This window comes from Leisingera sp. XS_AS12, assembly GCF_041224635.1.
Taxonomy (GTDB): Bacteria; Pseudomonadota; Alphaproteobacteria; order Rhodobacterales; family Rhodobacteraceae; genus Leisingera.
This window is the reverse complement of record NZ_JBGFGM010000108.1, coordinates 12,063-31,523: the sequence shown is the minus strand read 5'-3', so window position 1 is coordinate 31,523 and position 19,461 is coordinate 12,063. Positions and strand designations below refer to the sequence as shown.

Annotated in this window: 20 protein-coding genes; 11 read left to right on the top strand and 9 right to left on the bottom strand. The window is 61.9% G+C overall.

What is annotated here, in order from left to right; genetic code table 11:
* Positions 1 to 248: 248 nt before the first annotated feature.
* From AB9K35_RS15375 to AB9K35_RS15350, 6 genes are all read left to right on the top strand, one after another.
* Complete coding sequence (locus AB9K35_RS15375; protein ID WP_369927362.1) at positions 249 to 881, top strand: ATP-dependent Clp protease proteolytic subunit; 633 nt, start codon at positions 249 to 251, stop codon at positions 879 to 881.
* Positions 882 to 1,027: 146 nt separating this feature from the next.
* Positions 1,028 to 2,296, top strand: a complete 1,269-nt coding sequence (gene clpX / locus AB9K35_RS15370; RefSeq protein WP_222453750.1) for an ATP-dependent Clp protease ATP-binding subunit ClpX — start codon at positions 1,028 to 1,030, stop codon at positions 2,294 to 2,296.
* A 66-nt stretch (positions 2,297 to 2,362) separates the two neighbouring features.
* Positions 2,363 to 2,722: a RidA family protein gene (locus tag AB9K35_RS15365; protein ID WP_369927360.1), complete on the top strand. Its 360-nt coding sequence runs from the start codon at positions 2,363 to 2,365 to the stop codon at positions 2,720 to 2,722.
* 141 nt (positions 2,723 to 2,863) lie between these two features.
* The gene (locus AB9K35_RS15360) at positions 2,864 to 3,250 is read left to right on the top strand and encodes an NADH:ubiquinone oxidoreductase subunit NDUFA12 (protein WP_369927358.1); all 387 of its coding nucleotides are present in this window, start codon (positions 2,864 to 2,866) and stop codon (positions 3,248 to 3,250) included.
* A 24-nt stretch (positions 3,251 to 3,274) separates the two neighbouring features.
* Entirely contained in the window at positions 3,275 to 3,724 is a 450-nt protein-coding gene (gene mlaD, locus AB9K35_RS15355; RefSeq protein WP_369927356.1) for an outer membrane lipid asymmetry maintenance protein MlaD, read from the top strand.
* Positions 3,724 to 4,116: a DUF2155 domain-containing protein gene (locus AB9K35_RS15350; protein WP_222453746.1), complete on the top strand. Its 393-nt coding sequence runs from the start codon at positions 3,724 to 3,726 to the stop codon at positions 4,114 to 4,116. Before mlaD ends, AB9K35_RS15350 begins: the two co-directional genes overlap by 1 nt.
* On the opposite strand, the gene aat is transcribed toward AB9K35_RS15350, so the two are convergent.
* The 9 genes from aat to AB9K35_RS15305 form a co-directional block, all read right to left on the bottom strand.
* Positions 4,080 to 4,712 (bottom strand): leucyl/phenylalanyl-tRNA--protein transferase, encoded by a 633-nt coding sequence (aat, locus tag AB9K35_RS15345; RefSeq protein WP_369927354.1) that lies wholly within the window; start codon positions 4,710 to 4,712, stop codon positions 4,080 to 4,082. The genes AB9K35_RS15350 and aat overlap by 37 nt on opposite strands.
* A 79-nt stretch (positions 4,713 to 4,791) precedes the next feature.
* Positions 4,792 to 6,141 (bottom strand): acetyl-CoA carboxylase biotin carboxylase subunit, encoded by a 1,350-nt coding sequence (gene accC, locus AB9K35_RS15340; protein ID WP_222453744.1) that lies wholly within the window; start codon positions 6,139 to 6,141, stop codon positions 4,792 to 4,794.
* A 9-nt stretch (positions 6,142 to 6,150) separates the two neighbouring features.
* Positions 6,151 to 6,654: an acetyl-CoA carboxylase biotin carboxyl carrier protein gene (gene accB, locus AB9K35_RS15335; RefSeq protein ID WP_369927352.1), complete on the bottom strand. Its 504-nt coding sequence runs from the start codon at positions 6,652 to 6,654 to the stop codon at positions 6,151 to 6,153.
* Between the two features lie 155 nt (positions 6,655 to 6,809).
* A complete protein-coding gene (locus AB9K35_RS15330; protein ID WP_222453742.1) occupies positions 6,810 to 7,346 on the bottom strand; it encodes a PAS and helix-turn-helix domain-containing protein in 537 nt (178 codons plus the stop codon).
* Between the two features lie 208 nt (positions 7,347 to 7,554).
* Positions 7,555 to 8,310, bottom strand: a complete 756-nt coding sequence (locus AB9K35_RS15325) for an ABC transporter ATP-binding protein (protein ID WP_222453741.1) — start codon at positions 8,308 to 8,310, stop codon at positions 7,555 to 7,557.
* Between the two features lie 12 nt (positions 8,311 to 8,322).
* A complete protein-coding gene (locus AB9K35_RS15320) occupies positions 8,323 to 9,078 on the bottom strand; it encodes an ABC transporter ATP-binding protein (protein ID WP_222454187.1) in 756 nt (251 codons plus the stop codon).
* A 12-nt stretch (positions 9,079 to 9,090) separates the two neighbouring features.
* Entirely contained in the window at positions 9,091 to 10,293 is a 1,203-nt protein-coding gene (locus AB9K35_RS15315) for a branched-chain amino acid ABC transporter permease (protein ID WP_222453740.1), read from the bottom strand.
* Positions 10,294 to 10,297: 4 nt separating this feature from the next.
* Positions 10,298 to 11,320 (bottom strand): branched-chain amino acid ABC transporter permease, encoded by a 1,023-nt coding sequence (locus tag AB9K35_RS15310; RefSeq protein WP_058287187.1) that lies wholly within the window; start codon positions 11,318 to 11,320, stop codon positions 10,298 to 10,300.
* 147 nt (positions 11,321 to 11,467) lie between these two features.
* A complete protein-coding gene (locus tag AB9K35_RS15305) occupies positions 11,468 to 12,814 on the bottom strand; it encodes a substrate-binding protein (RefSeq protein ID WP_222453739.1) in 1,347 nt (448 codons plus the stop codon).
* A 232-nt stretch (positions 12,815 to 13,046) separates the two neighbouring features.
* On the opposite strand from AB9K35_RS15305, the gene AB9K35_RS15300 reads away from it, so the two are divergent.
* The 5 genes from AB9K35_RS15300 (at position 13,047) to AB9K35_RS15280 (ending at position 19,382) form a co-directional block, all read left to right on the top strand.
* Complete coding sequence (locus AB9K35_RS15300; protein WP_369927347.1) at positions 13,047 to 14,345, top strand: short-chain fatty acyl-CoA regulator family protein; 1,299 nt, start codon at positions 13,047 to 13,049, stop codon at positions 14,343 to 14,345.
* 99 nt (positions 14,346 to 14,444) lie between these two features.
* Positions 14,445 to 14,825 (top strand): response regulator transcription factor, encoded by a 381-nt coding sequence (locus tag AB9K35_RS15295; protein WP_369927656.1) that lies wholly within the window; start codon positions 14,445 to 14,447, stop codon positions 14,823 to 14,825.
* A 70-nt stretch (positions 14,826 to 14,895) separates the two neighbouring features.
* Positions 14,896 to 15,303: a hypothetical protein gene (locus AB9K35_RS15290; RefSeq protein WP_369927345.1), complete on the top strand. Its 408-nt coding sequence runs from the start codon at positions 14,896 to 14,898 to the stop codon at positions 15,301 to 15,303.
* The gene (locus tag AB9K35_RS15285) at positions 15,303 to 17,981 is read left to right on the top strand and encodes an ATP-binding protein (protein ID WP_369927343.1); all 2,679 of its coding nucleotides are present in this window, start codon (positions 15,303 to 15,305) and stop codon (positions 17,979 to 17,981) included. Before AB9K35_RS15290 ends, AB9K35_RS15285 begins: the two co-directional genes overlap by 1 nt.
* An 84-nt stretch (positions 17,982 to 18,065) precedes the next feature.
* Positions 18,066 to 19,382, top strand: a complete 1,317-nt coding sequence (locus AB9K35_RS15280) for a FliM/FliN family flagellar motor C-terminal domain-containing protein (protein ID WP_369927341.1) — start codon at positions 18,066 to 18,068, stop codon at positions 19,380 to 19,382.
* Positions 19,383 to 19,461: the final 79 nt, after the last annotated feature.

Sequence of the window (19,461 nt, the reverse complement as noted above, 5' to 3'; positions counted from 1 at the left end):
TCCCAATGCGAAAGCCAGGGCATAGCAGGCCCGGCAAGTTGCAGACTTCTTAGTCGTTTCCTAAGATGCCATGCCTCTCTCAAGCCCAAGAATTGCGACAGCGTTCTGGCAGATTGCGACACCTGTTGCAGCTTTGCGCCGTTGCGAAAATCACTGCCGCCTCTTGCAGCCCAAAAGGGGCGCGACTAAGACTCAGGTAACACTGTGTCGGGTATGGTACCGGACATAAACAACGCAGGCAGGTCGAAATGATTGATCCCAGAGAAACATACATGAATACCCTGGTCCCGATGGTGGTTGAGCAGACCAGCCGGGGCGAGCGCGCATACGACATCTTTTCCCGCCTGTTGAAGGAGCGGATCATTTTCCTGAATGGTCCGGTGCACGACGGGATGAGCTCCCTGATCGTGGCGCAGCTGCTGCACCTTGAGGCGGAAAACCCGTCCAAGGAAATCTCGATGTACATCAACAGCCCCGGCGGTGTGGTGACCTCGGGCCTGTCGATCTATGACACGATGCAGTACATCAAGCCCAAGGTTTCCACTCTGGTGATCGGCCAAGCAGCGTCGATGGGCTCGCTTCTGCTGACCGCGGGTGAGCCGGGCATGCGCTTTTCGCTGCCGAACTCGCGTGTGATGGTTCACCAGCCGTCCGGTGGCTTCCAAGGGCAGGCGACCGACATCATGATCCACGCAGAGGAAACGCTGAAGCTTAAAAAGCGCCTCAACGAGATCTATGTCAAGCACACCGGCCAGGATTACGACAGCATCGTGAACGCGCTGGAACGCGACAACTTCATGTCGCCCGAGGAAGCCAAAGAATTCGGCCTGATTGACGAAATCGTCGAAAACCGCGCCAAGGGCGATGACGAGCAGGGCTGAGGTCGCTGCTTGGCACAACCGGTGCCCCGGTTCGGACCGGGGCGCACTTTCACATTGTGGCGGGTTGAGCAGTGGCATAAGCTGGCACAAAGTAGGATTGCTCCGCCTTGCGGACACCAAAGACCGAGCGGACTGAAAGGTAGATCATGGCAACGAATTCAGGCGGCGACAGCAAGAACACCCTCTATTGCAGCTTCTGCGGCAAGAGCCAGCATGAAGTGCGCAAGCTGATCGCAGGCCCCACAGTGTTCATCTGTGATGAATGCGTTGAGCTGTGCATGGACATCATCCGGGAAGAGACCAAGGCCTCTGGCCTGAAGGCGACCGACGGCGTGCCCACGCCCAAGGACATCTGCCAGGTTCTGGATGACTACGTGATCGGCCAGGCCACCGCCAAGCGGGTGCTGTCCGTTGCGGTGCACAATCACTACAAACGTCTGAACCACGCCCAGAAGGCAGGATCAGACATCGAACTGGCGAAGTCGAACATCCTGCTGATTGGCCCCACCGGCTGCGGCAAGACGCTGCTGGCGCAGACGCTGGCGCGGATTCTGGACGTGCCCTTCACCATGGCCGATGCGACCACGCTGACCGAAGCGGGTTACGTGGGCGAGGATGTCGAGAACATCATTCTGAAGCTCTTGCAGGCGTCGGAATACAACGTCGAGCGGGCGCAGCGCGGCATCGTCTACATCGACGAGGTCGACAAGATCACCCGCAAGTCGGAAAACCCCTCGATCACCCGCGACGTGTCGGGCGAAGGCGTTCAGCAGGCGCTTCTGAAACTGATGGAAGGCACCGTGGCCTCTGTGCCGCCGCAGGGCGGGCGCAAGCATCCGCAGCAGGAATTCCTGCAGGTGGACACGACCAACATCCTGTTCATCTGTGGCGGTGCGTTCGCCGGCCTCGACAAGATCATCGCGCAGCGCGGCAAGGGCTCCGCAATGGGCTTTGGCGCCGATGTGCGTGACAATGACGAGCGCGGTGTCGGCGAAATCTTCCAGGATCTGGAGCCGGAAGACTTGCTGAAGTTCGGCCTTATTCCGGAATTCGTCGGCCGCTTGCCGGTTCTGGCGACGCTGGAAGATCTGGACGAGGATGCGCTTGTCATCATCCTGACCCAGCCGAAGAACGCCTTGGTAAAGCAGTACCAGCGCCTGTTCGAGCTGGAAGACACCGAGCTGGACTTCACCGAAGAAGCGCTGAAAGCGATTGCCCGCAAGGCAATCGAGCGCAAAACCGGCGCGCGTGGCCTGCGCTCGATCATGGAGGACATCCTGCTGGATACCATGTTCGAGCTTCCGGGCATGGACAGTGTCACCAAGGTTGTCGTCAACGAGGAGGCCGTGACCTCCGATGCGCAGCCGCTGATGATCCACGCCGATGCCGAGAAAGAGCCGGCCTCGGCGGGGTAACCCGCGGAGATTACCGATATAGCGGCGCGGGGCTTTCCGCGCCGTTTTCTTTTGAAGGATTACGAGATGATCAGACGGATTTCATCGGGCGGTGATTTCGAGGCCAGAATCGGGTACTGCCGCGCAGTTTTGGCGGGCGGTTTTGTCCATGTCGCGGGAACCGTTGGGCAGGGCGAAAACGTGGTCGAACAGTGCCGATCGGCACTGCAGATTATTGGAGCCGCTCTGGAGGAAGCCGGAGCCACCTTTGCGGATGTCGTGCGGGTGAACTATTACCTGCCGGACGCGGCCGAGTTCGAGCCGTGCTGGCCGGTATTGGCCGAAACTTTTGGCGCCAACCCGCCCGCGGCGACGATGATCGAATGCAATCTGATTGATCCGAAGTACCGGATCGAGATCGAGGTCACGGCACTGGCTCCGGCCTGATCAGTCCAGCATTAGGCTGGCGGAAACCCTTGTGGGGTAAAACTGCCAATTCCCGCCGTCCAGACGGCTTGCAGAGGGCAAGCCACTGGACCTTGGCGGGAAATTGGGTCATATCGGTTGCGGATAAATCCGGAGGCATCCATGGGAATCCTGAACACTCTTCTGCGCGCCGTGACCTGGTGGAACGGCAGCACGCTCAACACTGCGATTTTTACCGCCCGCAAGGGTATCAAGGTGGGCGAGGATGATCAGGGCAACTTGTTCTATCGCAACGCCGATGACAGCAAGCGCTGGGTGATTTTCAACGGCGAAGCGGAAGCCTCCCGGGTCAGCCCAGATTGGCATGGCTGGCTGCATCGTACGTTCGACGAGGTGCCTAGCGAGAAACCGTTGAAGCACAAGCCTTGGGAAAAGCCCCATCAGGAAAACCTGACCGGCACAATGTTGGCCTATGCGCCCGCCGGATCGATCCGCGCAGGCGGAGAGCCGAAAGAGCGCCGTGACTACGAGGCTTGGGTGCCCGAGTAAACCATCGCCAGAAGGCCGATAAGAATGTCCCATAATCCAACCGAAGTTTTCGCCGGCGGGATCGTGCTGGCCGCTGCCGTGGCTTTCGCCGTTTATGCCGGTCAAGCCGCGGGCCTCGCCCAGGGTGGCGCGTCCTACGATCTGAGTGCGTCTTTCCGTTCTCTGGAAGGGGTCAGCATCGGCACCGACGTCCGCCTTGCCGGTGTCAAGATCGGCACCGTGACCGGAGTGGAACTCAACCCTGAAACCTTCCGCGCCGACACCGTTTTTTCGGTGAAAGAGGGCATCCAGATCCCGGATGACAGTTCGGTTGTGATCTCCTCGGAGGGGCTGCTCGGCGGCAACTTCGTGGAAATCATGCCGGGCGGGTCCCCCTTTGCCCTGGAGGCGGGGGATGAGATCGTCGACACCCAAGGGGCGGTCAGTCTCATCTCGCTGCTGGTGAAATTCGTCGCAGGCGGGGACGATACCTGATGCGTGTGGCCGCGCTTTTGACAGCTGTCGCGCTTGCGCTGCCCTTTACAGGGCAGTCTGGTCACGCTCAGGAGCAGGCAAAACAGGGTGAGACCGCCAAGCCGGGCACAGCGGCGGTGCTGCGTGCACTGGACAAGGTCAACGGTCACACCATTGACGCCGAAGTCGCTGTTGGGGACAAGGCGGCCATGTTTGGGCTGCTGGTGTCAGTGCGAGATTGCCGCTACCCCGCCGACAACCCAACCGGTGATGCCTATGCCTTCTTGAGCGTGCATGACCCCGAAGATGGCACATCCCATTTCGAAGGGTGGATGATCGCATCCAGCCCGGCCTTGAATGCGCTGGATCACAGCCGCTATGACGTTTGGGTCATCCGCTGCAATAACAGCTGAGGGCTGGGAATAGGCGGGTGGGTGAAGTCTGCCTCGACCTGTAGGGCCTCTCGCAGTTGTGCGCGATAGCGGGCGCGGGTAATCTCGACACCCCCCAATGACGCCAGATGCGGTGTCAGGAACTGGGTGTCACACAGCACATAGCCAGCCTGCCGCAACCTGTCAGTGAGGTAAGCCAAAGCGACTTTGGAGGCATCCCGGCAGCGCGAAAACATGCTTTCGCCGAAAAAGGCACCGCCCAAAGACACGCCATAGGTGCCGCCGACCAGTTCGCCATCCTTCCAGATCTCCAGGGAATGGGCGTTGCCCATCTGGTGCAGCTCCTGGTAGCGGGCGCGGATTTCATCGTTGATCCAGGTTTCGGCACGGTCTGCGCAGCCATCCACCACGGCGGCGAAAGCCCGGTTCACGGTTACGTCGAAGCCGCCGTTGCGGATGCGTTTGGCGAGCGAGCGCGAGATGTGAAACGCATCCAGTGGCAACACCCCGCGCCGTTTGGGATCGACCCAGAACACTTCGGGGTCGTCACGGTGCTCGGCCATGGGGAATACCCCGGCAGAATAGGCGTGCAGCAAAAGATCCGCGGTCAGGCTCATGATAGTGGGAGTATAGGACAGATTTGGGCGAAAAAGTAAAACGGGGCGCAGCCAGTGGTGCGCCCCGTTGATGTTGGTCTTAGCCCGGACGGTTTTCTTCCAGCCACCGTTCCAGCCAGTGAATGCCGTAGTCGCCGCTGTGGATGTCCTCCTCCTGCAGCAGCGCGTGGAACAGGGGCACGGTGGTGTCGATACCGTCGATGATCAGCTCACCCAGGGCGCGGTGCAGGCGTGCCAGCGCCTCGGCCCGGTCACGACCGTGGACGATCAGCTTGCCGATCAGCGAGTCGTAATAGGGCGGGATCGAATAGCCGTCATAGAGCGCCGAATCCATCCGCACGCCCAAACCACCCGGCGCATGGAACGCGGTGATCTTGCCCGGGCAAGGGGCAAAATTCGGCAGCTTCTCGGCGTTGATCCGGACCTCGATGGCGTGGCCGTTGATCTCCAGTTCGTCCTGTGTGAACGACAGCGGCAGGCCTTCGGCCACCCGGATCTGCTCACGGACCAGGTCGACGCCAAAGATGGCTTCGGTGACCGGGTGTTCGACCTGAAGGCGGGTGTTCATTTCGATGAAATAGAACTCGCCGTCTTCATAGAGGAATTCCACGGTGCCAGCGCCGGAGTAGCCCATCTTGCCGATCGCGTCGGCGCAGATCTTGCCGATGCGGGCCCTTTCTTCGGGGGTAATGCAGGGGCCGGGGGCTTCCTCGAACACCTTCTGGTGGCGACGCTGCAGCGAGCAGTCCCGTTCCGCCAGGTGAAGGCCGGTGCCCTTGCCGTCACCAAAAACCTGCACTTCGATATGACGCGGCTTCTGGAGGTATTTCTCCATGTAGACTTCGTCATTGCCAAATGCAGCCTTGGCCTCGGAGCGCGCGGTGGAGAAGGCCATCTCCAGCTCTTTTTCGTTCAGAGCCACTTTCATCCCGCGACCGCCACCGCCGGCGGTGGCCTTGATGATGACGGGATAGCCCATGTCGGCCGCAACCTTCTTGGCGGTGGCCAGGTCGGGCACGCCGCCCTCGGAGCCGGGCACCACCGGGATGCCGAGCTTCTTGGCGGTTTCCTTGGCGGTGATCTTGTCACCCATGATGCGGATGTGCTCGGCCGAGGGGCCGATGAATGTCAGCCCGTGGTCTTCGATGATTTGCACGAAGTTGGCGTTTTCCGACAGGAAGCCGTAGCCCGGGTGAATCGCCTGGGCACCGGTGATCTCGCAGGCCGAGATGATGGCCGGGATCGACAGGTAGCTTTGCGCGCCGGACGGCGGGCCGATGCAGACGGATTCGTCGGCCATGCGTACGTGCATTGCGTCCGCGTCAGCGGTGGAGTGCACCGCGACCGACTTGATGCCCATTTCCCGGCAGGCACGGATCACGCGCAGGGCGATCTCGCCACGGTTGGCAATCAGGATCTTGTCAAACATGGCAGATCCTTACTCGATGATGACCAGGGGAGACCCGAATTCCACGGCGGCGCCGTCTTCCACCAGGATGCGCTTCACGGTGCCCGCTTTCGGCGCCGGGATGTGGTTCATGGTCTTCATCGCTTCGACGATCAGCAGGGTTTCACCTTCGCTGACCTGCTTGCCGACAGAGATGAACGCCGGTGCACCGGGTTCTGCCTGCAGATACACGGTGCCAACCATCGGGGAGGTAACCGCACCGGGGTGGCTGGCGGGGTCTTCGTTGGCGGCGGCGGGTGCTGCGGCGGGGGCAGCAGCCGGTGCGGGCGCAGCGGCAACAGGGGCGGGTGCGGCAGCTGCAGCTACCGGAGCGGGGGCGGCGGCCATCACAGTCTGGCGCGACACGCGCACATTCAGGCTGTCTTCCTCGCCGTATTCCCGTTTGACCTGCAGTTCGGTCAGATCGTTGTCGCGCAGCAGTTCTGCCAGCGCCTTGATGAATGCCACGTCAGCTTCGTGAGATTTGTTGGTCATTTTGTCCTCAGCCAATTCCGACAGGCCCGCCGGTCCGGCGGGCAGGAAATTATGGCGCTTATAGGGTAAGGATTACCGCAAGGAAAGCGCTGTCGATCCGTGCCGTAACATGGAGGTTTCGGCCCGGATTTGCAATTGCTGTGCCGTATTTCGGCTCAGAGCGGCATGCCGGTCAGTTTTGCCACCAGTTCCGGCAGTTTGCGGGCCCCGAACTTTTGCAGCAGATGGGCGCGATGGCTTTCCACCGTGCGGTAGGAAAGCTCCAACTGCTGGCCGATTTCCTTGGCCGACAACCCCTTGCAGGTCAGGATTGCCACCTCGCGCTCGCGCGGCGTCAGCGACACCACGGGGCGGTCGTCGGAGATGTCGGCAAAGGACCAGACGCCGGTCTGAAATGGTTCCTCGGGCGTGACGGAGCGGCCGCGCACGCGACACCAAAACAACGCACCGCTGCGCCGCCGCATGATGCGTTCATCGCTGTATCGGCCGCAACGGGCCTCGGGCTGGCGTAAGACGGTGCCAATGCGGTTGTAGTCTTCCTGGCTCGGGTACAGGTCGGCCACCGGCAGGCCGGTATAGTCGCCCGGCGCACCACCGAAGGTTTCGGCAAATTGCAGGTTGCACCGGGTGATGATGCGATGCTCCAGCACCGCGAGGCCGACAGGGGCATGATCGAAGGCAAGGTCACTCATTCGGGTGTCTTACCCTGTCCTGTCCGAAGAAATGAAGAGGGGAGTTTCGCGAGTCCCGAATTGGATTCGCCAGGCCGCGCACACGGCTGCGTGGATGTAGAGACGTATCGCCGGCGGTAAGCGGAAGATTCGGTTCGTTTTGTGTGTCCTTGCCCCGCTGCAATTGCCCCCGCACACGGGCCGAAGCCCTGCGGCAGGGGCGGAGAATTCAGATCGCCAGATACTCGGCGCGCAGTTCCTCGTTTTCGAGCACCTCGGCGGCAGTTCCGTCGAACACGATGCCGCCAGTGTCGAGAATCACCGCCCGGTCGGCAAGTTCCAGAGCGCGCACTGCGTTTTGCTCCACGATGATGGTTGTCATACCCTGTTCCTTGATGTGGATGAGCGTCTTTTCGATCTCGTCCACGATCACCGGTGCCAGACCTTCGTAAGGTTCATCCAGCAAGAGCACCTTGATGTCGCGCGCCAGGGCGCGCGCGATGGCCAGCATCTGCTGTTCGCCACCGGACAGCGTCACGCCCTCTTGTTTACGTCGTTCCCCAAGGCGCGGAAAAAGGTCATAGAGACGCTCCAGTGACCAGCCAATCGGCGGCGCGATCTGGGCCAGTTGCAGGTTTTCCTCCACCGTCAGACCGGGGATGATGCGACGGTCTTCGGGCACAAGCCCCAGCCCGGCCGCCGCCGCTTCATGCGAGGCCATTTTGTGCAGGGGCTGGTGATCCAGCCAGATTTCACCGCGCGTCACCATCGGGGAGCCGGTGCGCGCGATCGAGCGCAGGGTCGAGGTCTTGCCAGCGCCGTTGCGGCCCAGAAGTGCGAGGATCTCGCCCTCGTGGACGTTGAAGTTGATGCCCTGCACGATGTAGCTCTCGCCATAGTAGGCGTGCACGTCCCAGACCGACAGGAAGGCGGGCGCGGTGGTGGCCTGGTTGGCGTTCTTCGAGAAATCGGGTTTCACGTTCATGGGGTCTGCTCCTTACGCCGACTCGCCGAGGTAGGCTTCGCGTACCTTGGGATTGCCGCGGATATTCTGCGGATCGTCCTCGACCAGCGGCGTGCCCTGGGCCAGCACGGTGATCCGGTTGGCCAGGCTGAACACCACATGCATGTCGTGTTCGATGATGGCGATGGTGATGTCGCGCTCGTCGCTGATCTGTTTCAGCAGGTCGATGGTGTTGTTGGTGTCGGCCCGCGCCATGCCCGCGGTGGGTTCGTCCAGCAGCAGCAGGCGCGGCTCCTGGCTGAGGCACATGCCGATCTCTAGCCGCCGCTTGTCACCGCGGGACAGGGCAGCGGCATGCATGTGCCGCTTGTCCGCCATGTTCATCTCCACCAGCATGGCTTCAGCGCGATCCAGGATGTCCTGCTGCTTCAGCACCGCCGACAGGGCGTTCAGCTCGAACGCGCCGTCGCGCTTGGCGAAACAGGGGATCATCATGTTCTCCAGCACCGTCAGATCGCCAAAGATCTCGGGCGTCTGGAACACGCGGGAGATGCCCATCTGGTTGATCTCGTATGGCGCGCGTCCCAGCACCGACTGGCCGTCGAACATCACCGATCCGGTGTCGGGGATCAGCTTGCCCACCAGGCAGTTCAGCAGGGTGGATTTGCCCGCGCCGTTCGGCCCGATGATGGCGTGGACCGAGTTTTCCTTTACGCTGAGGTTCACATCGGACAGGGCCTGCAGCCCGCCGAACCGTTTCCCCACGTCTTTGACTTCAAGGATACCCATTGCTTTGTCTCCTTATTCCGCGGGGTTGGTTTCTTTGGCGGTGCTGCTGTCCTTGGCCCTGCGGCCCTGGATCCAGCCCTTGATCCGCTGGCCGCCTTCAACCAGGCCGCCGGGCAGGAAGATCACCACCAGCATGAACAGGATGCCCAGCGTCAGGTGCCAGCCCTTGCCGATGAAGGGGTGGATCAGGAAGACCACCGCGTCTTCCATGCCGTCTGGCATGAAGCTGAACCAGCTGTGCAGCACGTTGTCGTTGATCTTCGAGAAGATGTTTTCGAAGTACTTGATGAAACCGGCGCCCAGCACCGGGCCGATCAGCGTACCGGCGCCGCCGAGAATGGTCATCAGCACCACCTCGCCGGAAGCGGTCCACTGCATCCGCTCCGCCCCGGCCAGCGGGTCCATCGAGGCCATCAGCCCGCCCGCAAGACCGGCATACATGCCGGAAATCACGAAGGCTGCCAGCGTGTAGGGCCGGGTGTTCAGACCGGTGTAGTTCATCCGCTGCTGGTTCGATTTCACCGCCCGCAGCATCATGCCAAAGGGCGAGCGGAAGATACGGATCGACAGGTAGAAGGCCGCCAACATGATGAAAGCACAGAGGTAGTAGCCCGCGTTGAACTGGAACGCCCAGGGGCCGACCGCCATCTCGAAGGTGGAACGCATCTCGAGCCCGAACAGGTTGGTCACCGGGATCGAGCCGTCTGCCGTGGCGGAAACGCCCAAAATGCGGGGGTCTTCCAGCGTCAGCTGCAGACCGGTTTCACCGTTGGTGATCGGGGTCAGCACCGAGTAGGCGAGGTTGAACGACATCTGCGCAAACGCCAGCGTCAGGATCGAGAAGTAGATACCGGAGCGGCGCAGCGAGATAAATCCGATCAACAGCGCAAACAGGCCCGCCACGATCACCGACAGCACAATCGCCGGGATCACGTTCATGCCGATCAGCTTGAACATCCATACCGCCGAGTAGGAGCCGACACCGAGGAAGGCCGCATGGCCGAACGACAGGTAGCCGGTGAGCCCGAACAGGATGTTGAAGCCGATGGCGAAGATCCCGAAGATCACGAAACGCTGCATCAGGTCCGGGTAGCCCGCGTTGAACTGCGCCAGCCCGCTGTCGGTCGGGAAGGGGTTCAGGATGAAGGGGGCGAACATCGTCAAGCAGGCCACGATGATCAGCAACGAGGTGTCTTTTTTGTTCAGTCCGAACATGTCTTTAGTCCTCCATCACGCCTTTGCGGCCCATCAGGCCTCGCGGACGGGTCAGCAGAATGATGATGGCCACCAGATAGATGATGATCTGGTCGATGCCGGGGATCAGCGACTTGATCTCGTTCATCGAGGCAAAGCTCTCGAGGATGCCCAAGAGGAAGCCCGCCAGAACCGCACCGGGCAGGGAGCCCATGCCGCCGACGACCACCACCACGAAGCTGAGGACCAGGAAGTCCATGCCCATGTGGTAGTTCGGCGAGTTGATCGGGGTGTACATCACGCCCGCGAGGCCCGCGACGGCGGCGGCGATGCCGAACATGATGGTGAAGCGGCGGTCGATGTTGATGCCCAGAAGGCCCACCGTCTCGCGGTCAGCCATGCCGGCCCGCACCACCATGCCAAAGGTGGTGAACTGCAGGAAGCTGAAGATGCCCCCGATGATGACCACGGCAAAGAAGAAATAGACCACGCGCCAGACCGGATAGACAATGTCCATGCCGATCGCGGCGCCCAGGTTGACCACCCCGTTCAGCGCGTCCGGCGCCGGGGTCTGGATCGGGTTGGCGCCGTAGAAGTACTTGACCACTTCCTGCAGCACGATGGCGAGGCCGAAGGTCACCAGGATCTGGTCAGCATGGGGGCGCTTGTAGAAATGCTTGATCAGCCCGCGCTCCATCACGTAGCCGACGCCGATCATGATCGGGATGGCAAACAGGATGGCGAGCGGCACCGCCCAGTCGATGATGGCTCCGCCGAACTCGGGGCCAAACCAGGCCTCGACATAAGGGGTCTTCACCTTCAAAGGGTTGCCGAGGAAGTCGGTCTGCGTCTCGTCGACCACTTCATAGCTGAGGTTCAGCAGCCGCTGCAGGGTGACGGCGCAGAAGGCACCGATCATGAACAAGGCCCCATGGGCAAAGTTCACCACGCCCAGCGTGCCGAAGATAAGTGTCAAACCCAGCGCGATCAGCGCATAGGCCGAGCCCTTGTCGAGCCCGTTCAAGATTTGCAAAAGGATTGCGTCCATGGATCCCGCCCCCGGGGTTAGTCTGGGTGGTAGAGATAAAACCGGTCGGTTCAGGGGCTTCGCGGCCCCGGTCGAACGCCGCGCGTCCGGTTGCCGGTCCGGGATGGAAGGCCGGGCGCGTCAGGCGCCCGGCCGGATCTGCGGGGCTTAGGCGCCCGGATTGCAGGCGCCGAGGTTGCCGCCGGCAAACATCGGGTGATCCGGTGCATATTCCACCTGCGCGCGCGGCGTGACCTCGACCACTTCCAGAAGGTCGAATTCCGAGGTCGGGTTTTCCTTCCCGCGCACCACGAGAACGTCCTTGAAGCACTGGTGGTCTTCGGCGCGGTAGAGGGTCGGTCCGTTGCCCAGACCGTCGAACTCATAGCCCTCGAGGGCTTCGACGACGGCACAGGGGTTGAAGCTGCCGGCCCGTTCCACGGCATCCGCATAAAGCAGCGTCTGTACGTAGCAGGTGTGCGCTGCCTGGCTCGGCGGGAAGCCGTATTTGGTGCCGAAGGATTTCACGAAGGCCTTGGAGCCCTCATCCTGCAGCGTCCAGTGCCAGTTGGTGGAGCCATGGATGCCCTTCACGTTTTCGCCCGCACCCTTGGCCATCAGGCGGGAATAGAGCGGCACCACGATTTCGAAGTTCTTGCCGTTCACCACCTTGTCGCGCAGGCCGAACTGCACCGCGTTGGTCAGCGAGTTCACCATGTTGCCGCCATAGTGGTTCAGCACCAGCACATCCGCGCCCGAGTTCAGAACCGGCGCGATGTAGGAGGAGAAGTCGGTGGCCGCCAGCGGCGTGCGAACCTTGTTCACGGTCTGCCAGCCCAGTGCCTCGGTGGCGGCGGCGATCGATTCTTCCTGGGTCCAGCCCCAAGTGTAGTCGGCGGTCAGGTGATAGGCGACGCGGTCGGTGCCATAGAGGTTCTTCAGCACCGGCGCCAGCGCTGCCGCCGACATGTAGCCGTTGAAGAAGTGACGGAAACCGTTGGCTTTCTTGTCCTTTCCGGTGGTGTCGTTGGAGTGCGTGAGGCCAGCCATAAAGATCACGCCCGCTTCTTGGCACAGCCCCTGCACGGCAATCGCCACGCCCGAGGAAGAACCGCCGGTGATCATCACCGCGCCGTCTTTTTCGATCATCGACTTGGCGGAGGCGCGGGCGGCGTCAGACTTGGTCTGGGTGTCGCCGGTGACATATTCCACCTTCTTGCCGAGGATGCCGTTGCCTTGCAGCGCCTTGGAGCTGAAGGTGTTCATCATGCCGCCGTCGCCGCCACCGTTCAGGTGCTCGACCGCCAGTTCATAGGCGCGCAGCTCGTCCGCGCCCTCGTCGGCATAGGGCCCCGTCTGAGGCACGTTGAAGCCCAGGGTCACGCTGCTGCCGGTGGGCTCATTTGTAAAGGCTGCGGCGGATGAAGCTGTAAAGATCGTCGGCAGCGCCACGCCGGCCCCGGCCATGGCGCCGGTTCTCAGCACGCCGCGACGCGATACGTCAAATTTGGACATGTATTCCTCCCTAGTGTGATTGACACCTTGCAGCTCCTCACTTCTGCGCGGTATCAGCACTTTTCGTGCAAAATCAGTATGAGAGCGCGATGTAAATTCAGGCAATAAAACCCTTTGGTGGCTTGAAAATTATGTAAATAACTAAACAGTGGTCTTGGGTGGACTGTAAAGAACCTTATGTTGCGACGCAGAAAGCCCTTGAAATAGAAGTGTTTTGGGGAGCGCCCGCAAAATGGCACGCGACACTCTCACCGGCAGCCGGATCCGCGAACGCAGGCTCATCCTTGGGTTGCGGCAGGCCGAACTGGCCCGTCAGGCCGGGATTTCGGCGTCCTACCTCAACCTGATCGAGCACAACCGGCGCAGAATCGGCGGGAAATTGCTGGTCGATATTGCCGCAGTGCTGGGGGTTGAGCCCTCAATGCTGAGTGAAGGCGCCGAGGCGGCGCTGATCTCGACCCTGCGCGAGGCGGCGGCGGACAGCGGTGTGCCGGTGGCGGAACTGGACCGGGTCGATGAATTTGCCGGCCGCTTTCCCGGCTGGGCTGAGGTGCTGGCAGCCTGCCACAGGCGGATTGCAACGCTGGAACAAATGGTTGAAACCCTGTCGGACAGGTTGACCCATGACCCCAACCTCGCGGCCTCGGTGCACGAAGTCCTGTCAACGGCAGCGGCGATCCGCTCGACCGCTTCGATCCTGGCCGAACCGGGCGAACTGGAGCCGCAGTGGCGGGATCGGTTCCACAAGAACTTGAACGAGGATTCGCTGCGGCTCGCAGAGAGCAGTCGAGCTCTCGTGAGTTTCCTCGACGAGCGCGACACCGACAGCCCACGCCGTGGCATGCCACAGGAGGAGGCGGAGGATTATTTCCAGTCACAAGGTTTCCATTTTCCGGCTTTGGAGGACGGGCAACTTGGTATCACGGATATGATGGCTCAGGTTCCCGCCGAACTGAGCGCGGCTGCGCGCAGCCTGGTTCAGGTTGCGCTCGTGCAATACCTGTCCGATGCGCGGGCCCTGCCCATGGAGCCGCTGGCCGCCGAGATTGCGTCCGAGGGCATCGATCCCGTCGGTCTGGCCAGGCGTTTCGGCTGCGGTCTTCCTGTAGTTTTGCGACGCTTGGCGGTGTTGCCGGAAGCCGTTCTGGGACGCGAGGCCGGTCTGGTGATCTGCGATGCCTCGGGCACCCTGTTGTTCCGCAAACCTGTCACGGGGTTTGCGATGCCGCGTTTTGGGGCGTCCTGTCCGCTGTGGCCCCTTTATACGGCCTTGGTCCACCCGCATGTTCCCGTGCGACGCCATGTGGTGCAGCAGGGGCGCAACGCGGCCGCATTCGAATGCATGGCAGTTGCCTGGCCGCAGGAACAGCCGGATTTCGGGAGCGATCCCGTGTACCGCGCCGTCATGCTGATCCTGCCCTCAGGACAGGCGACGCAGGACGCGCAGCCGGTCGGCGCCAGCTGTCGGATCTGTCCGCGCCGGGGCTGCCCGGCACGGCGGGAGCCGTCGATTCTCAAGGAACAGTTTTGACAGTTGGGCAACTCCGGCGCTAACCTGCGCCGAAACAAGGGGGACAGCGTCTCCGCGCCGGCCCGGCCGGAGGCGGTGCGTCGGGAGGAAGAGCTGCGGATGGGCAGGCATGTTGTTCTGATTGAAGATGAGCCAAATATCACCGAAGCCATTCGGTTTTTGTTGACGCGCGATGGCTGGGACGTCGACGCGCACGCCGAAGGCAGTGCAGCTGTAGAGTTGATCCGGCAGGCGGGACCGGATCTCGTGATACTGGATCTCATGCTGCCGGGAAAAAGTGGATTGGAGATTGTCCGGGAATTGCGGGCGCATCCGGACATGCAGGCTTTGCCGGTGCTTATGCTGACGGCGCGCGGTCAGTTGCGCGATCGTGAAATGGCCGAAAAGGCTGGTGTCACCCGTTTCATGACCAAACCTTTCTCCAACGCCGAAGTGTTGACCGCGGTGCGCGACCTGCATGCTCAGGCGGGGCAGGGATGATCTCGCGATGAAACCCGGCGAGGGCCACGACAGACCGGCGCCAGCGGGCTCTACGTCCAGAGCACCAGCCATGTACGACAGGCAAGCAGGCAGCGCCGAGGCGGACCTCGACAGACCAGACGGCGCCAAGGGCGCCAGACGCAGCAGGGATTTTCGCCATGAGGTGCCGAGCGAAACGGGATCACCCGCGGAACGGCTGACTTATCGGCGTCGGCGGCTGATGGATATCGCTAGGTTATTGCCGGTCCTTGGGGCGTTGCTGCTGGCCTTGCCGCTGTTGTGGGCCGAAGCCTCCACCCATCCGGCCGCGCGGGATGGCGTCAGCATGTCTACTGCCATTATCTATGTCTTTGCTGTCTGGGCGGGGCTGATCGTGGCCTGTTTTGCCTTCAGCCTTGCGGTGCAGCGGTGGGCGGAACATTGGATTGGCCGTGACACGGGGCAAGCAGTCTCGCCGGGGCAGCAGGAGGGGCGGTGATGGCCTCTCTGAACCTGCTGGTCTTTGTTTGCCTCGCCTACGTCGCGTTCCTGTTCTTCATCGCATTCTGGGCCGACCGCATGGCGTCGCGCGGGCGAAGCGCGGCGTGGATGCGTTCGCCGCTCATCTACACGTTGTCCCTGTCAATCTATTGTACGGCTTGGACTTTTTATGGCGCGGTCGGATACGCGGTTCGCTCGGGACTGGAATTCGTCACGATCTATCTCGGGCCATCGCTGGTGATGGTTGGCTGGTGGTGGGGGCTGCGCAAACTGGTGCGGATCGGCCGCAGCCAGCGCATCACCTCGATCGCGGACCTTCTGTCATCGCGTTATGGCAAATCGAACCTGCTGGCGACCGGGGTGACGGTTCTCGCGGTGATCGGGGTGACGCCATATATTTCGTTGCAGTTGCAATCTGTCACGCTGTCGTTCGCCATCTTCGCCGAGGCGGACCCGCAGCGGGGCCACAACGAGACGTCAATCGTGTTCTGGGTGGCCTGTGGGCTGGCGGTCTTTGCTATCTTGTTCGGCACCCGCAACCTCAATGCCAACGAGCGCCATCACGGGGTGGTGACGGCCGTCGCCTTCGAGGCCATCGTCAAACTGGCGGCGTTGCTGGCCGTCGGGATTTTCGTGGTCTGGGGGGTCGCCGGAGGAGCTGGAGAGGCGCTGGCGCGCATCGATGCGTCACAGATCGGCCAGTGGAACGTGGATGGCAGCCGCTGGGCGACCGTGACTTTTCTGGCGGCGGCCGCCTTTGTCTGCCTGCCGCGGATGTTTCAGGTGATGGTTGTCGAGAACGAGGACGAGCGTCATCTGCGGATCGCGTCCTGGGCGTTCCCTCTGTACCTTTTATTGATGTCGATGTTCGTGGTGCCGATTGCCGCCATCGGCCTTGAATTGATGCCAGAGGGCAGTAACCCTGACATGTTCGTGTTGACGCTGCCGTTGCAGCAGGGCCAGCAAGGGCTTGCCATGCTGTCGTTTCTCGGCGGGTTCTCCTCGGCTACGTCGATGGTGATCGTCGCAGCGATGGCCCTGTCGACCATGGTGTCGAACCACATCGTGATGCCGGTGTGGCTGCGGCTACAAGATCGCAGGGCCTCGGTATCCGGCGACGTGCGCGACGTGGTGCTCTTGGCGCGTCGGGTTTCGATCGCCGCTGTCATGGGGCTGGGATACTTTTACTATCACCTGTCCGGCGGCGCAGAGGCGCTTGCGGCGATTGGGCTGATTTCCTTTGCCGGTGTGGCGCAGATCCTGCCTGCGCTGGTCGGCGGGCTGTTTTGGCGCGGCGCCACGCGCAGCGGGGCATTGGCCGGGCTGACGGTCGGATTTGCGATCTGGCTGTATACCATGCTGCTGCCGGCGCTTGGCGGGGGGCTGCTGCCCGATCATATCCTGCGCGAGGGGCTGTTTGGTCTCGACTGGCTGCGTCCGCGCGCCCTGTTCGGCATCGAGGGGCTGGACCCGACCGTTCATGCGGTGATGTGGTCGCTGACATTGAACGCACTGGCGTTCTGCGTGGTGTCTCTCATCAGCTTTCCTAGTCCGCTTGAGCGGTTGCAGGGCGCGCAGTTCGTCAATGTTTTTGAACATTCCGCCGCGCCGGGTGGCTGGACCGGTTCGGTGGCGCAGAGCGAAGACCTGATGATCATGTCGCAGCGCATCCTTGGGGCGGCCGAGGCACAGGCGCTGTTCCAGAGCGAGTTACGCCGCCAGGGCGGGCGCGGCACGCTGCCAGAGCCCACCCCGGTGTTCCTAGAACGGCTGGAGCGGGAACTCAGCGCCTCGATCGGGGCTGCGGCAGCCCATGCAATGATCGGTCAGATCGTGGGGGGATCTTCGGTTTCCGTGCAGGACCTGCTTGCGGTGGCGGATGAGACCGCGCAGATCCTGGAATACTCCAGCCGATTGGAGGCGCAGTCCGCGGAGTTGTCTGATACGGCGCGTAAACTGCAGGAAACAAATGAAAAACTGACGCAGATATCCAAGCAAAAGGATGCATTCCTTAGCCAGGTCAGCCACGAGTTGCGCACACCGATGACCTCGATCCGGGCCTTCTCGGAAATTCTGCGCGACGATGGCCAGCTCAGCGCCGAGGAGCAGCGTCACTACGCGGGCATCATTCACGATGAGACCTTGCGGCTGACACGGCTTTTGAACGACCTCCTCGATCTCAGTGTGCTGGAAAACGGTCAGGTTAACCTGAACCTCAGCGAAGGCAGCCTGTCGGAGGTTCTGGATCACGCCATCGCCGCGGCTCTTGCCGGGTCCGAACGGCCGCTGCGGGTGCGGCGCAGCCCGGAATTGGAGACCTTCCGGCTATCGTCTGACCTGGACCGACTGGCCCAAGTTTTCATCAACCTGATCTCCAACGCCCAGAAATATTGCGATGCAGCGGAGCCGGAATTGACCATTGCCGCCAATTTGTCCGGAGGGCGGCTGCACGTCGATTTTACGGACAATGGCAGCGGCGTACCGGTGGAATACCGGCAGATGATTTTCGAGAAATTTGCCCGCGTGCGCCCCGAGCGTGCCGGTGGTGCAGGTCTCGGTTTGGCAATCTGTCGCGAGGTCATGCAGCGATTGGGCGGGGACGTGACCTACCTTGGTGACCACGCCGGAGGTGCCTTCAGGGTTTCGATTCCGGAAATCGAAATAAAGGCGGCGTGACAATGGCTTGGATACAGGAGTTGTTAACCTTTTTTATGCTAGAAAGGGGCAAACGAGACGCGTGAAGGGCGGGTAAGGCAGCCTATGTCTGAAATAAATCCAGCAGAGGCAGACCGCGGCAAGCAGAGCGTGCTTGCACGCAAGCTTGCGGCGACGAAAGAGGGGACCAGTTCGACCGGTAGCTCCCCAACGTTGAAGGCATTGCGCCGCTCCGTCGCGCGCGCGGCAGCGGATTTGTGTGACCTGCCGGTGGCTGTATTGGCCGCGCGGCAGTGTAACCGCCCCCCCGAAGACCTGGCACCGCAATTGTCTGACGACGATCTTCTGGTGGTGCTGGATTGCCCGCAGGGGCGCATGGGCGCGGTTTGTATGGACGCGGCAACTGTGACCGCCTTGATCCAGAAACAGACCATCGGTGCCGTGATTGGTATGCCGCCCGAGGGCCGGACCTACACGCCGACTGACGCCGCCATGACCGCCGAATTTCTTGAGCGCAGCTTCGCCAAGGTGGTCTCGATGCTGGAGGGGCAGACGGATCAGGGCATCTTCTCGGGCTATCGCTTCGGGGCGCAGGTGGATTCCGTGCGCAGTCTCGTGCTGGGGCTGGAGGCCGAAGATTACCGGGTGATCGAGCTGAACCTGGACCTCGCATCGGGGGCGATGCAGGGCGTGATGAAGCTGGTCCTTCCCGAGCCGACCGCCGAAGAGCTGCAGGAGGCCAACGGCGGCGCTTTGAAAGGGCCGTCTTTGGGCGGCAACATGGGCGCGATCAGGGCGGAACTCTCTGCGGTGCTGTGCAAGATGCGCGTGCCGTTGCAGGAGTTTGCGAATCTCAAGGAGGGAGACCTGCTGCCTCTGGATGCCGCATTCCTCTATGAGACGGATTTGCTGACGATTGGCGGTCAATCGGTCGCGCAAGGACGGCTTGGGCAGTTGAATGGGTCACGCGCAGTGCGCCTGAACCAGACGCGAACGCGGCTGGTCAGCGATGTCGGGGCGGATGAGATGGCCTTTTCGGAGGGCGGTGCGGCTGCGGCTGATGGCCTGTCAGGCGGCGCGCCGACACTGGATATGGGCATCGCGGACCAAGGTTTGCAGGATCCGATGGCACTGGATGCAGTGCCGCAATTGGAAGCAACGCCTGCCTTGGGGAATGCTGGTGGTCTTGAGCCCGCGATGGGCGGTGACCTGTCCAATGGGTTTGACGGAGACCTTTCCGGCGGACTGACCGGCGATCTCGCGGATGAACTTATGGGTGAGTTTAATGCGGGGCTGGATGGTGGTTTGCCAGACCTGCCGGACTTGCCCGCAGCGGACCTAGGTGATTTTGATCCGGGCGATGCCGCGCTTGAAATCTCTCAACTGGCCGGGCTGGATTCTGCTTTGCAGGAAGGCAACTAGGCAACGCACCGTCTTGAGGTGAGGGGGTGTGCCCAAGGGCGGAGTTGGAACAGCTATCGTGAATAGTGGGGGGTCCGGA

Coding starts and splice junctions, on each gene's coding strand:
- AB9K35_RS15285 (WP_369927343.1), top strand. CDS start 15,303: ATGGCCTCTCTGAACCTGCTGGTCTTTGTTTGCCTCGCCTACGTCGCG.
- AB9K35_RS15315 (WP_222453740.1), bottom strand. CDS start 10,293: ATGTTCGGACTGAACAAAAAAGACACCTCGTTGCTGATCATCGTGGCC.
- AB9K35_RS15295 (WP_369927656.1), top strand. CDS start 14,445: ATGGGCAGGCATGTTGTTCTGATTGAAGATGAGCCAAATATCACCGAA.
- AB9K35_RS15330 (WP_222453742.1), bottom strand. CDS start 7,346: ATGAGTGACCTTGCCTTCGATCATGCCCCTGTCGGCCTCGCGGTGCTG.
- AB9K35_RS15365 (WP_369927360.1), top strand. CDS start 2,363: ATGATCAGACGGATTTCATCGGGCGGTGATTTCGAGGCCAGAATCGGG.
- AB9K35_RS15305 (WP_222453739.1), bottom strand. CDS start 12,814: ATGTCCAAATTTGACGTATCGCGTCGCGGCGTGCTGAGAACCGGCGCC.
- AB9K35_RS15300 (WP_369927347.1), top strand. CDS start 13,047: ATGGCACGCGACACTCTCACCGGCAGCCGGATCCGCGAACGCAGGCTC.
- clpX (WP_222453750.1), top strand. CDS start 1,028: ATGGCAACGAATTCAGGCGGCGACAGCAAGAACACCCTCTATTGCAGC.
- aat (WP_369927354.1), bottom strand. CDS start 4,712: ATGAGCCTGACCGCGGATCTTTTGCTGCACGCCTATTCTGCCGGGGTA.
- AB9K35_RS15290 (WP_369927345.1), top strand. CDS start 14,896: ATGTACGACAGGCAAGCAGGCAGCGCCGAGGCGGACCTCGACAGACCA.
- AB9K35_RS15320 (WP_222454187.1), bottom strand. CDS start 9,078: ATGGGTATCCTTGAAGTCAAAGACGTGGGGAAACGGTTCGGCGGGCTG.
- accB (WP_369927352.1), bottom strand. CDS start 6,654: ATGACCAACAAATCTCACGAAGCTGACGTGGCATTCATCAAGGCGCTG.
- AB9K35_RS15375 (WP_369927362.1), top strand. CDS start 249: ATGATTGATCCCAGAGAAACATACATGAATACCCTGGTCCCGATGGTG.
- AB9K35_RS15280 (WP_369927341.1), top strand. CDS start 18,066: ATGTCTGAAATAAATCCAGCAGAGGCAGACCGCGGCAAGCAGAGCGTG.
- AB9K35_RS15350 (WP_222453746.1), top strand. CDS start 3,724: ATGCGTGTGGCCGCGCTTTTGACAGCTGTCGCGCTTGCGCTGCCCTTT.
- AB9K35_RS15360 (WP_369927358.1), top strand. CDS start 2,864: ATGGGAATCCTGAACACTCTTCTGCGCGCCGTGACCTGGTGGAACGGC.
- mlaD (WP_369927356.1), top strand. CDS start 3,275: ATGTCCCATAATCCAACCGAAGTTTTCGCCGGCGGGATCGTGCTGGCC.
- accC (WP_222453744.1), bottom strand. CDS start 6,141: ATGTTTGACAAGATCCTGATTGCCAACCGTGGCGAGATCGCCCTGCGC.
- AB9K35_RS15325 (WP_222453741.1), bottom strand. CDS start 8,310: ATGAACGTGAAACCCGATTTCTCGAAGAACGCCAACCAGGCCACCACC.
- AB9K35_RS15310 (WP_058287187.1), bottom strand. CDS start 11,320: ATGGACGCAATCCTTTTGCAAATCTTGAACGGGCTCGACAAGGGCTCG.